Annotated in this window: 12 protein-coding genes; 8 read left to right on the plus strand and 4 right to left on the minus strand. The window is 58.0% G+C overall.

Going from position 1 to position 15,114, the window contains the following annotated elements; translation table 11 throughout:
* Nucleotides 1-7: 7 nt before the first annotated feature.
* From ACEPLT_RS11520 to ACEPLT_RS11540, 5 genes are read left to right on the plus strand one after another with little or no spacing between them, the layout of a single operon-like run.
* Nucleotides 8-952 (plus strand): ABC transporter permease, encoded by a 945-nt coding sequence (locus ACEPLT_RS11520; RefSeq protein WP_023327539.1) that lies wholly within the window; start codon nucleotides 8-10, stop codon nucleotides 950-952.
* Complete coding sequence (locus ACEPLT_RS11525; RefSeq protein WP_023327540.1) at nucleotides 949-1,800, plus strand: ABC transporter permease; 852 nt, start codon at nucleotides 949-951, stop codon at nucleotides 1,798-1,800. Before ACEPLT_RS11520 ends, ACEPLT_RS11525 begins: the two co-directional genes overlap by 4 nt.
* Nucleotides 1,797-3,404 carry a dipeptide ABC transporter ATP-binding protein gene (locus ACEPLT_RS11530; protein WP_032674853.1) on the plus strand — a complete coding sequence of 536 codons (1,608 nt, stop codon included), beginning with the start codon at nucleotides 1,797-1,799 and terminating at the stop codon, nucleotides 3,402-3,404. The genes ACEPLT_RS11525 and ACEPLT_RS11530 overlap by 4 nt, the downstream gene beginning before the upstream one ends.
* Nucleotides 3,401-4,390 (plus strand): putative FMN-dependent luciferase-like monooxygenase, encoded by a 990-nt coding sequence (locus ACEPLT_RS11535; RefSeq protein WP_032674854.1) that lies wholly within the window; start codon nucleotides 3,401-3,403, stop codon nucleotides 4,388-4,390. Before ACEPLT_RS11530 ends, ACEPLT_RS11535 begins: the two co-directional genes overlap by 4 nt.
* Before the next feature lie 10 nt (nucleotides 4,391-4,400).
* A complete protein-coding gene (locus tag ACEPLT_RS11540; RefSeq protein WP_032674855.1) occupies nucleotides 4,401-5,492 on the plus strand; it encodes an alkylhydroperoxidase domain protein in 1,092 nt (363 codons plus the stop codon).
* Nucleotides 5,493-5,498: 6 nt separating this feature from the next.
* Here ACEPLT_RS11540 and araJ read toward each other — a convergent pair whose 3' ends face one another.
* Complete coding sequence (gene araJ, locus ACEPLT_RS11545; RefSeq protein WP_023344205.1) at nucleotides 5,499-6,674, minus strand: MFS transporter AraJ; 1,176 nt, start codon at nucleotides 6,672-6,674, stop codon at nucleotides 5,499-5,501.
* A 165-nt stretch (nucleotides 6,675-6,839) separates the two neighbouring features.
* Between araJ and ppk2 the strand changes: the two genes are divergently transcribed.
* A complete protein-coding gene (ppk2, locus tag ACEPLT_RS11550) occupies nucleotides 6,840-7,658 on the plus strand; it encodes a polyphosphate kinase 2 (RefSeq protein WP_008501727.1) in 819 nt (272 codons plus the stop codon).
* 58 nt (nucleotides 7,659-7,716) lie between these two features.
* On the opposite strand, the gene fdnI is transcribed toward ppk2, so the two are convergent.
* From fdnI to fdnG, 3 genes are read right to left on the minus strand one after another with little or no spacing between them, the layout of a single operon-like run.
* The gene (gene fdnI / locus ACEPLT_RS11555) at nucleotides 7,717-8,373 is read right to left on the minus strand and encodes a formate dehydrogenase-N subunit gamma (RefSeq protein ID WP_023292338.1); all 657 of its coding nucleotides are present in this window, start codon (nucleotides 8,371-8,373) and stop codon (nucleotides 7,717-7,719) included.
* Nucleotides 8,366-9,250 carry a formate dehydrogenase subunit beta gene (gene fdxH, locus ACEPLT_RS11560; protein ID WP_232927745.1) on the minus strand — a complete coding sequence of 295 codons (885 nt, stop codon included), beginning with the start codon at nucleotides 9,248-9,250 and terminating at the stop codon, nucleotides 8,366-8,368. Before fdxH ends, fdnI begins: the two co-directional genes overlap by 8 nt.
* Before the next feature lie 11 nt (nucleotides 9,251-9,261).
* Nucleotides 9,262-12,309 carry a formate dehydrogenase-N subunit alpha gene (gene fdnG, locus ACEPLT_RS11565; RefSeq protein ID WP_232927743.1) on the minus strand — a complete coding sequence of 1,016 codons (3,048 nt, stop codon included), beginning with the start codon at nucleotides 12,307-12,309 and terminating at the stop codon, nucleotides 9,262-9,264.
* A 220-nt stretch (nucleotides 12,310-12,529) separates the two neighbouring features.
* On the opposite strand from fdnG, the gene yddG reads away from it, so the two are divergent.
* Together yddG and ompC are read left to right on the plus strand one after the other, a co-directional pair.
* Nucleotides 12,530-13,408 (plus strand): aromatic amino acid DMT transporter YddG, encoded by an 879-nt coding sequence (gene yddG / locus ACEPLT_RS11570; RefSeq protein ID WP_023292335.1) that lies wholly within the window; start codon nucleotides 12,530-12,532, stop codon nucleotides 13,406-13,408.
* Nucleotides 13,409-14,038: 630 nt separating this feature from the next.
* Entirely contained in the window at nucleotides 14,039-15,112 is a 1,074-nt protein-coding gene (gene ompC, locus ACEPLT_RS11575) for a porin OmpC (RefSeq protein ID WP_032651939.1), read from the plus strand.
* Nucleotides 15,113-15,114: the final 2 nt, after the last annotated feature.

Genomic DNA, 15,114 nt, shown 5'->3' on the forward strand with positions numbered 1-15,114 from the left:
GCTGACGATGCGCCACGCACTTCTTCAACGCTTTGGGCACGGGCTGCTGGTGCTGTGGGCCGCCTTTACCCTCTCGTTCGTGTTGCTCCAGGTGCTGCCGGGCGACGCGGTGCTGATTAAATTTCAGAACCCCGACCTGGGCTTAAGCCCGGCGCAAATCGAGGAGATGCGCGTGGCCTACGGTGCGGACAGCCCGCTGTGGCAGCAGTACGGCCACACGCTGCTGGCGATGCTGCGAGGAGATTTCGGCTACTCGTTACAGGCAGGCGTGCCGGTCAGCGAGCTGATTGCCAGCAATCTGCCGGATACCCTGAGCCTCGCCCTGCCCGCCTTTTTACTCGCGGTTCTGCTGGCGTTTGCGCTGGCCTTTGCGTCGCGCCTGCCGGGTCTGCGCTGGCTAAGTAATACCCTCCAGTCTCTACCGGTCCTGTTTATCTCCTTACCGACGTTCTGGCTGGGGATTGCCCTCATCCAGCTCTTTTCTTTCCAGCTGCGGCTGATCCCGGTGATTAACCCGACGCCGCTGCAGGGGTTGATCCTGCCGATCGTGACCGTCGCGATCCCGATCTCCGCCCCGCTGGCGCAAATCCTGATGCGCAGCCTGGACCAGGTGGCGACGCAGCCGTTTGTCGCCGTGGCCCGCGCCAAAGGGCTGAGTGAAACCGCCGTCCTGTGGCGTCACGTCACCGGCAACGCCCTGCTGCCGGTACTCAATATTGCCGGGCTGCTGCTGGGCGAGCTGATTGCCGGAGCGCTAATCACCGAAACCGTATTTGGCCGCAGCGGGCTCGGGCAGCTGACCCAGCAGGCGGTAAATAACCAGGACATCGCCGTGCTTCAGGCGGTGGTGATGATTTCCGCCCTCGGCTTTGTCCTGATCAATCTGCTGGTGGACCTGCTGATGCCGCTGCTGGATCCCCGTCTGCAAACCGTTACCGGAGGTGCATCATGAGCCTGGTCGATTATGCTGCCGCGGCGCGAAAACGCGTTCCCGGCTGGCAGGGCGTCGCGTGGCAGCCGGGACTGTGGCTGGCGTGGGCGGTGATTATTCTCGCGATTTTTGCCGCCGTAGCCCCCGGCCTGTTAACCCACTACAGCCCGATTGAGGGCATCGCCGGAGCGCAACGTCTGGCGCCGCAGGCGGGCCACTGGCTCGGCACCGATCAGCTTGGCCGCGATGTTTACACCCGTATTGTGTACGGTGCGTCCCACTCCCTGAGCGCGGCGCTCGCTGCCGTCACGATGGGGCTGGTGGTGGGCACCGGTCTCGGGGTGATCGCCGGGGCGTTCGCCGGACGCGTCGAGTCTTTCCTGATGCGTTTTGTCGACGTGCTGTTGTCCATTCCGTCTCTGCTGCTCTCGCTGACGGTCATTATTCTGCTCGGGTTTGGCACCGTTAATGCTGCGATTGCCGTCGGCGTGGCCTCCATTGCCAGCTTCGCCCGCCTCGCGCGCGGTGAAGTGGTGCGCATCCGCCATACGGATTATGTCGAGGCAGCGTTCGGCAGCGGCGGGACGTTCCTGGCGGTGCTGTGGCGACACATCCTGCCCAATGCCTTAACCGCCGTCCTCGCCTTTGCCACGCTGCAGTTTGGTCAGGCCATTCTGGCCCTCTCCACGCTGAGCTTTCTCGGCTACGGTACCCCGCCGCCCGTACCAGAATGGGGTTTATTGATCGCCGAAGGCCGTAACTATCTCTCTACCGCATGGTGGCTAACCACCTTCCCCGGCGTGGTCGTCATCGCCGTGGTGCTTGCCACCAACCGTATCAGCCAGCAGTTCAGCGGAGGCCTGAAATGACCGTACTCTCGGTAGAAAACCTGACCATCAGCTACCGTACCGCGCGCCGGTGGCGCGAGGTGGTACATAACGTCAGCTTTACCCTCAGGCGAGGGGAAATGCTGGCCTTTGTCGGCGAATCCGGATCCGGCAAAACGACCACGGCACAGGCAATCATCGGTCTGCTGGCGGATAACGCCCGGCGCGATGCGGGGAAAATCATTCTCAACGGCGAGGAGATTAGCCAGTGGTCAGCGAAGCGTCTCGATACCCTTCGCGGGGCGCGAATCAGCCTGGTTCCGCAGGATCCGGGTAATTCACTCAATCCGGTGAAGACGATCGGCGTGCAGGTCGGGGAAATTATTCAGCTGCACCAAAAGGTAACGGCTCTCCAGCGTGACGAGCAGGTGCTCGCCCTGCTGAGAAAGGTCGGCCTGAGCCACCCCGAACAGCGCATGACGCAGTATCCGCATCAGCTCTCCGGCGGGATGAAACAGCGCGTGCTGATTGCCATCGCCATTGCCCTGCGCCCGGACGTGATCGTTGCCGATGAGCCCACCAGCGCGCTGGACGTGACGGTGCAAAAACGCATTCTCGATCTGCTGGATATCCTGCGCCGGGAATCGGGTACTGCGGTTCTGTTTGTCACCCACGATCTGGCCCTGGCCGCTCAGCGCGCGGACAGGCTGCTGGTGTTTCGCAACGGTGAAGTTCAGGAGCACGGCGACACCGCCGACATCGTTCGCACGCCGCAGCACGCCTACACCCGTCAGCTGCTGAGCGATCTTCAGGGCCAGCGCCTGACCATCGCCCCGGTAGCGGGCCTTCCGCTGGCGTCACCGGCCATTCGCGCCCGCGCCATCAGCAAACGGTTCTCGCTGGGTAAAGGTCATCAGCTTCAGGCGCTGGATCGGGTGACGTTTGACGTCAGGCGCGGCAGCACGCATGCGCTGGTCGGTGAATCCGGCTCCGGGAAAACCACCCTCGCCCGTATTTTGCTGGGTTTTGAACAGGCGGATAACGGGCAGGTCATTATTGATGACATTGATGCCACCGCGCTCAGCCGCGAGGCCCGCCGTCAGCTGCGCCAGAAGATCCAGTTTGTTTACCAGAATCCGTTCGCCTCTCTCGACCCGCGTCAGACGCTGTTCGAGATCATCGAAGAGCCCCTGAAGAACTTTTCTCGCCTCGCCAAGGCGGAGCGAAAGGCCCGGGTGGAGACCGTGGCGCAGCGGGTTGCCCTGCCCGTCGAACTCCTGACCCGCACCGCCAGAGAGCTTTCAGGCGGGCAGCGCCAGCGCGTAGCCATCGCCCGGGCGCTGATCCTGGAGCCGACCATTCTGGTGCTGGACGAAGCCACCTCCGCGCTGGACGTCACCGTCCAGGCGCAGATCCTGGCGCTGCTTCAGCAGCTGCAGCAGCAGTTGGGATTAACCTACCTGTTCATCACGCACGATCTCTCTACCGTTCGCCGGATCGCCCACAGCGTCACGGTGCTGCGCAGCGGTCAGGTGGTCGAACACGGTGACGTCGAGACCTTATTCACGTCACCGCAGAACGACTATACCCGCGAGCTGATTGCCGCCATTCCCCATTTTTCACCCGCTACGGAGGAGTTCGCATGACGCGAAAACGCCTGGGATTTTTCACCCGCCTGCTTGACGACGCCACGCCGAAAGAGCGCTATCGACTGGCTACAGAACAGATCCGCCACGCTGAACGCCACGGTTTTGACAGCGCCTGGATTGCCCAGCACCACTTCCACGAAAGTGAAGGCGGCCTGCCGTCGCCGCTGCTGTTTCTGGCCCACGTTGCGGCGCACACCGAAACCATCCGCCTGGGCACGGCCATCATCACCCTTCCGATGGAAAACCCGCTGCGCGTGGCGGAAGATGCGGCGGTGCTGGATTTACTCGCCGATGGACGTCTCGAAGTCGGCTTTGGTTCGGGCGGCACGCCGACCTCTTTCCTGCCGTTCGGACTGACGTTTGAACAGCGCGGCACGGCCTTTGCCGACCATTTACATGTGATCCAGAGCGCCTGGCGCGGGGATTCGCTTACCCATCCGGATAACCACCTCTACCCGCCAGCGCCACAGCTGGCTGACAGGATCTGGATTGCCACCTTTTCCGTCGACGGCGCCGCTCGCGCCGCGCGGGCCGGACACGGTTTGATGCTCTCCCGCACGCAGCCGCGTCCGGCAGACCAGTTGGATCTCACGCTCGACGCGATCCAGAACCCGATTGTGGATGCCTACCTTGAGGCCCTGCCTGCCGGTATCACACCACGTATTCTGGCCTCCCGTACGGCATTCGTCGCCGACAGCGATGACTATGCGCTGAAGGTTGCGACGCCGGGTCTCACCAGACAGGCCCAGCAGCATCGCGCTGCCGGACACGCGGTTAAAGGTGACACCGTCACTGATTTTCGTCGCCAGTTCGACGCCCACATCGGTTCGCCCGAGACGGTGCTGCGTTCGCTGCAGGCCGATTCCGTTCTCCGGCGCGCCACGGACATCTCATTCCAGGTCCATTCGGTCGAGCCCACCCATCGCGACACCCTGCGCTCTATCGAACTGATCGCCGAACATATTGCCCCCCACATCCTTTGAGGAGACACCTATGTCATTAAGTCAGGACATTCTCGCCGAGCTGGCGGAAATCAAACCCGGTTCCCCTCTGGCAGAGGCGCGCGCCACGCGGGACGCCGCCACGCGCCACGCCCAGGGCAGCTACGAAATCTTATTTACTCAGCAGGATAGCGATTTTGCGCTGGACGAGCGCTTTGCCGTCGCGGCAAAAGTTGCGAGGTGGCACAACGCGGAGGCGCTGGCCGCGCACTATGCGGGGTTTGGCCTGGCAGACCCGACCTCAGACCGTCTGACCCCGGCGCTCAATTTCGCGCGCCTGCTGACCTTCTCCCCCGTCGAAGCCACGCCGACATCGTTAAGGGCGCTGACCCAGGCGGGTTGGAGCAAGAAAGGCATCGTGACGCTGGCGCAGCTTATCGCCTTTGTCAGCTTCCAGAGCCGACTGATTGCCGGGCTGCGGCTGCTGAACGACAGGCCCGTCGCCACAAGCGATGCGCCGTTGGCGGCAGCCGTCTGGCACACGACCGCCACCACGGCCACCGGGAAGGCGGCTCCCGTCGCCTTCACCCAGCAGGAGCTGGGCTGGGAGCCGTGGATCGCCGCCAAACCGCTGGCGGATTTTCGTGATGACGAGGTTGCTATACTGGCGAAGTTTGGCCACACCGATTCCGACTATTTCCGCCTGCTGGGGCGCAACCTGCCGGTGCTTGAACAGCGCACGCTAACGGATAAAGGGATTTTTTATACGCCTGGGGGGTTGCCGCGCGCCGAGCGCGAGCTGGCCGCAACGGTCGCCAGTAAAATTAACGGCTGCATCTACTGCGCATCTGTCCATGCGCGGAAAGCCAGCCAGCTGTCAAAGGATGACGCGGCGGTAGAGGCCCTGCTGGCCGTGCGTCCGGGACAGTCCCTGAGCGAGGGGCAGTCTGCGCGCTGGCAGGCGGAGATTAATTTTGCGGCAGCGCTGTCGGTTACGCCGCCGGCCGCCACGCCGCTGCACCTTGCCGCGCTGGAAAAAGAGGGGCTGGACACCTTAGCCCAGCTTGATCTGGTGCAGTCCGCCGCGTTCTTCGCCTGGGCCAACCGCCTGATGCTGACCCTGGGCGAGCCCTGGCTTGCCTGACTTCCATCAGGCTAGCGCGCGAGCGTTAGCCTGAGCCTGCCTGGCCCGCAGGTAACCGTAGATCAGTAATGCACTCATGGCCGAGAACGAGAGTAACGCCGCAGGCAGCGTGACGTAGCGCCAGCTAAAGCCGAGGGTAATCATCATCCCGCCAAAGTACGCCCCGATCGCACTGCCGAGATTAAACGCCATCTGCCCTCCGGCCGCCCCCAGCATCTCGCCGCCCTTCGCATTTTGCAGAAGCAAAATTTGCAGCGGTGCAGAGAGCGCGAACAGCCCGGCGCAGCAGATAAAGCCCATCACCAGCGAGGCCGTTTTCAGTTCGCCCAGGGCGAAAAGCAGCAGCAGCGAGGCGACAATCACCATGTCGGTAGTCGCCGCAATGCGCAGCGGGCTAAAGCGCCCCGAGAGCTTGCCGCTCAACAGATTGCCCAACACCATGCCAAGGCCCATCAGCATCATGATGATCGTCATCATGCCTTCGGAAAAGCCAGAAACGTTGACCATAAACGGCTTAACGAAGCTGAACCACGCGAACACACCGGCGTTACCAAACATGGTGGCGGCAAAAATCAGCCAGGGCTCCGGTTTCTTCAGGAACTGGAACTGCTCGGTCAGTTTAATTTCTGATTTATCATGAATGTCCGGCACCCAGATCAGCACCGAGAGGATCACCAGCGCATCGAACAGGGCTATCAGGAAAAAGGTATAACGCCAGCTGAACTGGTGCCCCAGCCAGGTGCCGAGCGGCACACCCACCAGGTTGGCGACGGTCATTCCGGCGATCATCCCGGCCACCGCGACCGTCACCTTCCCCGGCGGCGCAATTTTAGACAGAATAATCGCCCCGACGCCGAAAATCGCGCCGTGCGGGAAACCAGAAATCAGCCGCCCCAGCGCCAGCCAGAAATAAGACGTAGAAAACGTAAACAGGGCGTTGCCAACAGCGCACATCGCCACCAGAAACAGCAGCGTGGTTTTTAACGAGAACTTGCCGGAGAAGAGCGCCACAATCGGGGCGCCAATCACCACGCCGAAGGCATAAAACGAGATCATATTCCCGGCGGAGGGAATCGAAATACCGGTGTCATGCGCCAGCTCGGTTAACACGCCCATGATGCCAAATTCAGCCATGCCCAGGCCAAATGTGCCAAGCGCCAACGAAAATATTGTCTTTTTCATACCTCAACCACGGGTTAATCACTCGCAGCGGGCATTATTGAATAATCTTGTATGGTGAGCCAGTTCAAATCAGATGGCTGACAGGTTAATCCATTAATTCAGGTGGATTACACTTCATAGTGCGGCCTCGCTTTTTCCACGCCGGACAACCTGAGGATGACAATCATGGGAAGCAAAAAGAAAACCCCTGTCGCTGTTGATGTCGTATCGAATGCACCGCTTAAGACCAAAGAGTATGAAAAAGAGCTCCGCCGCCTGCACGTCGAACTGGTTAAGCTCCAGCAGTGGGTCGTCGCCAAAGGGTTAAAAGTGTGTATTGTTTTTGAAGGACGCGATGGTGCTGGCAAAGGCGGCACCATTAAAGCGATCACCGAGCGCGTCAGCCCGCGCGTGTTTCGCGTTGTTGCGCTCCCTGCCCCAACGGAAAAAGAAAAAAGCCAGCTCTACTTCCAGCGCTATGTGCCCCACCTGCCTTCGGCGGGTGAAATCGTGATCTTCGATCGCAGCTGGTATAACCGCGCGGGCGTGGAACGAGTGATGGGGTTCTGCACGGAAGAACAGGCGGAGAAATTTTTAGACGGCGCGCCGGTCATGGAAAAAGCGATGGTCGATGCCGGGATTATCCTGCTGAAGTACTGGCTGGAGGTGACGCCGAAAGAGCAGGAGCGCCGCCTGCGCGACCGTATTAACGATGGGCGTAAGATCTGGAAGCTGTCGCCGATGGATATTAAATCCTTTAACCTCTGGGATGAGTATACCCTTGCGCGCGACGCCATGTTTGAAGCCACCGATACCGCCTGGGCGCCGTGGTTTGTGGCGCGTTCAGAGGATAAAAAACGCGTGCGCCTGAATATTATTTCGCATCTGCTTTCGCAGATCCCGTATAAAGAAATTCACGTCGACAAGGTGGATTTACCGAAGCGCAAAATCGGCAAGGTCAAACCCACAAAATACCCGTTCCGGTATGTGGAAGAGCGGTTCTGATTTGAAGAGTAGGCCCGCGCAAGCGCAGCGCCGCCGGGCAAAGCCGACGGCGCAGGTTTTACTTCATCCCTTCCGTACTTTCCTGTTTCGCTTCCAGCCGTTCCACGTCACGGTACCAGCGCGGGTGGTGTTTCTGCGCCCAGCGGCGGCTCACCTTCCCTTCAATCATGCCTTTAATCGATCCTTTCACCCAGAACGCCATATACATATGGATCAGGATGGCGTGAATCAGGATGATGGCCGACGTCGCGTGGATCAGCAGCGCGTAGCGAATCACCTGTATCGGGAAGTAGTGTGCAAAATACGGACGCCAGATCATCACCCCGGTCACCAGCAGCACAAAAATCATGCTCATGATGGTCCAGAACATCATCTTCTGCCCGGCGTTGTATTTCCCCACCTTCGCGACTTTGTGCTCGTTACCCTTCAGGACTTCAACAATCCCTCTCACCCACGGGATATCCTGCTTGTCGGGAATATTGTGATGGACGAAGCGCACGAACATAAACATCAGCACCACGAAAATCAGCACGCCGAAGAACGGGTGCAGAATGCGCCCCATCTGCGGCGTACCGAAGGTTTCGGTCAGCCACTGCAGCGTCGGGAAGAAGAACGAAATTCCCGATACCGCCACCAGGAAGAAGCAGATCACCACCGTCCAGTGACAGGCGCGATCGACAAATTTGGTGCGCACTATCATTTTCGACTTACTCATGATGCTCCTCCTCGTCGTCATCCACCTCTTTGTTTGGCCCGATACCGATGTAGTGATAAATCAGCCCGGCAAAGGTAGCGATAAAGCCCGCCGCGGAGAGCGGCTTGAGCGCCCCTTTCCACAGGTTGATGGCGGTATCGATCGCCGGATCCTTCGGCAGATTGTGGTACAGCTCCGGCTGGTCGCTATGGTGCAGCACATACATCACGTGCGTACCGCCCACGCCCTGCGGGTTGTAAATGCCCGCCTTGTCGTAGCCGCGCGCTTTCAGCTTATCCACGCGCTCTTGCGCCACGTCGAGCATCTCTTTTTTGGTGCCGAAGTGGATCGCACCGGTCGGACAGGTCTTCACGCACGCAGGCTCCTGCCCGACGCTGACGCGATCGACGCACAGGGTGCATTTGTATACCCGGTTATCCTCTTTATTGAGGCGCGGGATATTAAACGGGCAGCCCGCGATGCAGTACCCGCAGCCGATGCAGTTGTCCTGCTGGAAATCGACGATCCCGTTGGCATACTGAATAATTGCCCCGGCAGACGGGCACGCCTTCAGGCAGCCCGGATCTTCACAGTGCATGCAGCCGTCCTTGCGGATCAGCCACTCCAGCCTGCCGTTCTGGTCGGTTTCGCTAAAGCGCATCACCGTCCAGGATTTGGCACTCAGATCCGCCGGATTGTCGTAGACCCCAACGCAGTGCCCCACCTCGTCGCGAATATCGTTCCACTCCGAACAGGCCACCTGACAGGCCTTACAGCCCACGCAGGAGGAGACGTCGATAAGCTTGGCGACCTCTGCCTTGTAGTCCCGCGCGCGGGGCGCGGGCGTTATGGGGTTGGTCGCGGAGCGTTTAATAATGTCTTGTGTTTCCATCGCCATTTAATCGCTCCTTACGCTTTCTCGATGTTGACCAGAAACGCTTTATACTCCGGCGTTTGCGAGTTGGAATCGCCGACGTTTGGCGTCAGGGTATTGGCGATGTAGCCTTTCTGCGCCACCCCTTCAAAGCCCCAGTGCAACGGGATACCGACGGTTTCCACCTGCTGGCCGTGAACGTTCAGCGACTGCAGGCGGCGGGTGACCACCGCCACCGCGCGGATAAAGCCGCGCTTGCTGCTCACCTTCACGCGGTCGCCGTTGGCGATGCCTTTCGCCTTCGCCAGCGTTTCGCTTATCTCCACAAACTGTTCCGGCTGCGCGATGGCGTTAAGCCGCGCGTGCTTGGTCCAGGTATGGAAATGCTCGGTCAGGCGGTAGGTCGTCCCTACGTACGGGAACTTGTCCTTTTTGCCCAGGCGCAGCACGTCGTCTTCGTAGATCCGCACCACCGGGCTGGAGACCACGTTCGGGTGCAGCGGGTTGGTGCCGAGCGGCGTTTCCATCGGCTCGTAGTGTTCCGGGAACGGCCCTTCCGCCAGCTTGTTGAGGGCGAACAGGCGCCCCAGCCCTTCCGGCTGCATGATAAACGGCCCGGTGTTGCTGCCCGGCGCGGCGGTGCTGTAGTCCGGGATGTCGTTCCCCGTCCACTTCGTCCCGTTCCACTGGATCAGCATCCGTTTCGGATCCCACGGCTTGCCTTTCACGTCGGCGGACGCACGGTTGTACAGCACGCGACGGTTCAGCGGCCATGCCCAAGCCCAGCCCAGCGTGTTGCCCAGGCCTGACGGGTCAGCGTTGTCGCGGTTCGCCATCTGGTTACCCTGCTCCGTCCAGCTGCCGGTATAGATCCAGCAGGATGATGCCGTGGTACCGTCGTCACGCAGCAGTGCGAAGCTGTTCAGCAGCTGGCCTTTCTTCGCCACCAGGTTGCCGTTGGCGTCGTAGAGATCCGCCAGCGCCACGCCGTTGTTCTCTTTCGCGACTTCCTCAGACTCAGGACGATCCGGCTGCTTGTAGTGCCAGCTCATCTTCAGCAGCGGCTCAGCGCCTTTGCCGCCTTCGGTGCGGTACATTTCGCGCAGGCGGTGGTAAATCCCGGCCAGGATCTCGCCGTCGTTTCGCGCTTCGCCCGGGGCGTCCTGGCCTTTCCAGTGCCACTGCAGCCAGCGGCCAGAGTTGGCAATGGAGCCGTCCTCTTCCGCAAAGCAGGTGGACGGCAGGCGGAACACTTCGGTCTGAATCGAGGCCGGATCGACATCGTTCGATTCCCCGTGGTTCTGCCAGAAGGTGGAGGTCTCGGTCACCAGCGGATCGATAACGACCATGTACTTCAGCTTGCTCAGGCTGCGAACGACTTTGTTCTTGTCCGGGAAGGAGGCCACCGGGTTGAAGCCCTGGCAGATATATCCCGTGACGTCGCCCTTATCCATCATGTTGAAATACTTGATGACGTCATAAGCCTGATCCCACTTCGGCAGCCACTCAAAGCCCCAGTCGTTCTCTTTCTGCGCCGCATCGCCGTAGAAGGATTTCATCAGGCTGACGTAGAACTTCGGATAGTTGGTCCAGTAGTTCACCTGATCCGGCAGCGTCGCTTTTGGCGTATTGGCCTCAAGATATGCTTGCAGATCGGCCTGCTTTTCAGACGGCAGCGTCAGGTAGCCCGGCAGGCTGGTGGAGAGCAGACCGAGATCGGTCAGGCCCTGAATGTTTGAGTGGCCGCGCAGCGCGTTCACGCCGCCCCCCGCCATGCCCATGTTGCCGAGCAGCAGCTGGATCATCGCCATGGTGCGGATGTTCTGCGCGCCCACGGTGTGCTGCGTCCAGCCCAGCGCGTACAGGAACGTGGTGGTTCTGTCGGCGGCGCTGGTGGAAGCCAGCACTTCACACACCTTCAGGAAGTCCGCTTTCGGCGTGCCGCAGATGTTCTCCACGACGTCCGGCGTATAGCGGGAAACATGCTTTTTCAGCAGGTTCCACACGCAGCGCGGATGCGTGAGCGTTTCATCGCGCATCGCATAGCCGTTTTCATCGAACTGATAGTTCCAGGACGTTTTATCGTACTGGCGTTTTTCGGCGTCATAGCCGCTAAACAGCCCGTCATCGAAGGCAAAATCATCCCGCACCAGCAGGTTCGCGTTGGTGTAGTGCTTAACGTATTCCGCGTTAATTTTGTTGTTTTCGATCAGGTACAGCAGCACGCCGGACAGGAACGTAATGTCCGTACCGGAGCGGATCGGCGCATAGATATCGGCCACCGATGCCGTACGCGTAAAGCGCGGATCGACGACGATAAGCGTCGCATCGTTGTTGTTTTTCGCTTCCATCGCCCAGCGGAACCCCACCGGATGGGCTTCAGCGGCGTTACCGCCCATCACCACGACGACGTTCGCGTTTTTGATATCAACCCAGTGGTTGGTCATCGCACCGCGACCAAATGTTGGAGCAAGACTTGCTACCGTTGGTCCGTGTCAGACGCGCGCCTGGTTGTCTACCGCCAGCATGCCGAGCGAGCGCACAAATTTTTGCGTCAGCATGCCGGTTTCATTACTGGCCGCCGAGGCGCATAGCATGCCGGTGGAAAGCCAGCGGTTGACCGTCACGCCCTGCGCGTTCTTTTCAATAAAGTTGGCGTCGCGGTCGGCTTTCATCAATTTCGCAATACGGGAGAAGGCCTCACCCCAGGAGATACGCTGCCATTTGTCGGAGCCCGGCGCGCGGTATTCGGGGTAGCGCAGGCGGTTTTCGCTGTGGACGTAGTCCAGCAGCCCCGCCCCTTTCGGGCATAACGCCCCGCGGCTCACCGGATGATCCGGATCCCCTTCAATGTGATAAATCGCTTCTCTGGCGTTCTTCGCGCCATCGCCCAGGCTATACATTAAAAGCCCACAACCCACGGAGCAGTATGTGCAGGTGTTACGGATCTCTTTGGCGCGCAGCAGTTTATAGTTGCGCGCCTGAGCCAGCGCCATTTTGGGAGCAAATCCCAGCATTGCGGCTGTTGTTCCGGCCATACCGCCCGCGCAGATTTTAAAAAATTGTCTGCGGCTGACGTCCATTGCTGTCCTCGTTATCTGAAAAGACTTCGCGCCGCAAACTAACAGCAAAGCCCCTGATTTTTTTGCGTCAAATCAAGGTCATCAGCCTTCCCCCCCTTAATAGTCACCTCCGCAACGTTTCATTACCCCTTTTTGATTAACGGCTTAAGAGAATAATTCACGACAGCGACAGGCGTAATGCGCTACATTTTTCCTTTAATTTTTATTGTGATGGCGAGTAATGGACAGAAAGAGAGCAACGCTTATTGGGCTGGCGGCAATACTGTTATGGAGCACCATGGTCGGCCTTATTCGCAGCGTGAGTGAGGGATTGGGCCCTGTTGGCGGTGCCGCGATGATTTACACCCTCAGCGGATTACTGTGTCTGGTGACGGTAGGATTTCCTGATATCCGACGGTTTTCTCCCCGCTATCTTATTGCCGGCAGCGTTTTATTTGTCAGCTACGAAATATGTCTGGCGCTGTCGCTGGGCTATGCCGCAACGCGATCGCAGGCGATTGAAGTGGGCATGGTCAATTACCTTTGGCCGAGCCTGACGATCGTATTTGCGATTTTGTTCAACGGGCAAAAGTCTACCCTGTGGGTGATCCCAGGCTTGCTCATTTCGCTGCTGGGCGTGTGCTGGGTATTGGGCGGCGAAGAAGGATTACACCTTGAGGAAATAACCCGGAATGTCGTTTCCAGCCCTCTGAGCTATGCGCTGGCGTTTGCCGGGGCCTTTATCTGGGCCGCCTATTGCACCGTCACCAGCAAATTTGCGAAAGGGCAAAACGGCATCACCCTGTTTGTTTTGCTGACCGCGCTGAGTCTGTGGGTGAAATATGCCCTGAGCGATCAGCCCGACATGGTGTTCACGCTTCCGGTAGTCGTGAAGCTGGTTATGTGCGGTATCGCGCTTGGGTTTGGTTACGCCGCCTGGAATATTGGCATCCTGCACGGTAACGTCACGGTTCTGGCTGCCGTATCCTATTTTACCCCCGTGCTTTCTGCCGCGCTTGCCGCCGCGGTGCTAAGCTCCCCCCTGTCATTCTCGTTCTGGCAAGGCGCGCTGATGGTCTGCGCCGGGTCGTTGCTCTGCTGGTACGCCACACGAAAATAACGCTGCTCGACTGGCCGGGGGAATTTCAACCCGGCAACATAATTAACATAAATTTAAAATGTGATCAGACATCAGAATATTTATCATGATAATAGAGCATCTGTTTAAGTTCGGTTTATATTGAACGCCTTCTGTAAAGCCACCTGAAGCGAGTTGACACAAACTGACACCCCAATGAAATTAGTGAGTAATGAATATTAACGCTCAGGATAGCATGGCGTGCAATAATTCAGCTCTGACAGTTTTATGATATTATGCGGAATAGACGCCTAAAAATTAAAACAACCCATTGTTTTTAAAGAAAAGTAGCAATACCACCCTCATTAAACCCTCGGAAATTGCGAAATTTAACGCGATAAACAAAAACCATCAGAAATTATAGTAAAAGCAATAATCCCACTGACTAAATAACTATTAATCGTATAAATTCCGACCACATTGTTTGAATGATCGCCATCTCACACGATCGAGATCACACTAATTGAAATTATCTCTAATATTTTGAAACTTATTATTGAAATAAGACTACGAGATTTTTAAGAATAGCATGCCATTGACGAACAGCCTCGTTTAGAAATCGTTCAAAGTGGTTCAGGAAATACTCAAAAAAAATTATAAGGAACATTTAAGATGAAACTTAAATTAGTTGCAGTGGCAGTCACTTCCATGCTGGCAGCAGGCGTTGTTAACGCTGCCGAAATTTACAACAAAGACGGTAACAAACTGGATCTGTACGGTAAAGTGACAGGTCTGCACTATTTCTCTGATGATGCAAACAACGACGGCGACAAAACCTACGTTCGTCTGGGCTTCAAAGGCGAAACGCAAATCAACGACCAAATGACCGGTTACGGCCAGTGGGAATATGAGTTCAAGGGCAACCGCTCTGAAGCTCAGGGTTCTGACGGTAACAAAACGCGTCTGGCGTTTGCAGGTCTGAAATTCAATGAGTTCGGTTCTTTCGACTACGGTCGTAACTACGGTGTTGCTTACGACGTCGGCGCATGGACTGACGTTCTGCCAGAGTTCGGTGGCGATACCTGGACCCAGACCGATGGCTTTATGACTGGCCGTACCACCGGCGTGGCAACCTACCGTAACACCGACTTCTTTGGCCTGGTTGATGGTCTGAACTTTGCAGCGCAGTACCAGGGTAAAAACGACCGTACCGATATCACCGAATCCAACGGTGACGGCTGGGGTCTGTCTTCCAGCTATGAGTTCGACGGATTTGCTGCGAGTGCGGCCTACGCGAAATCTGACCGTACTGACCGTCAGGTTCGTGCTGCAAGCAACCTGAATGCAGGTGGCGAAAATGCAGAAGTATGGGCCGCAGGCCTGAAGTACGATGCGAACAACATCTACCTGGCAACCACTTACTCTGAAACCCGCAACATGACAGCATTCGGTAACGGTCACGTGGCGAACAAAGCACAGAACTTCGAAGTTGTGGCTCAGTACCAGTTCGACTTCGGTCTGCGTCCATCCATCGCTTACCTGAAATCCAAAGGTAAAGACATCGGTTCTTACGGCGACCAGGATCTGGTTGAATACGTTGACGTTGGGGCGAGCTACTACTTCAACAAAAACATGTCCACCTACGTTGATTATAAAATCAACCTTGTTGATGACAGCAAGTTCACCAAAGATGCTAAAGTGGCTACCGACAACATCGTTGCTGTAGGTCTGACCTACCAGTTCTAAGA

It is taken from the genome of Enterobacter sp. fkY84-1 (assembly GCF_052974705.1).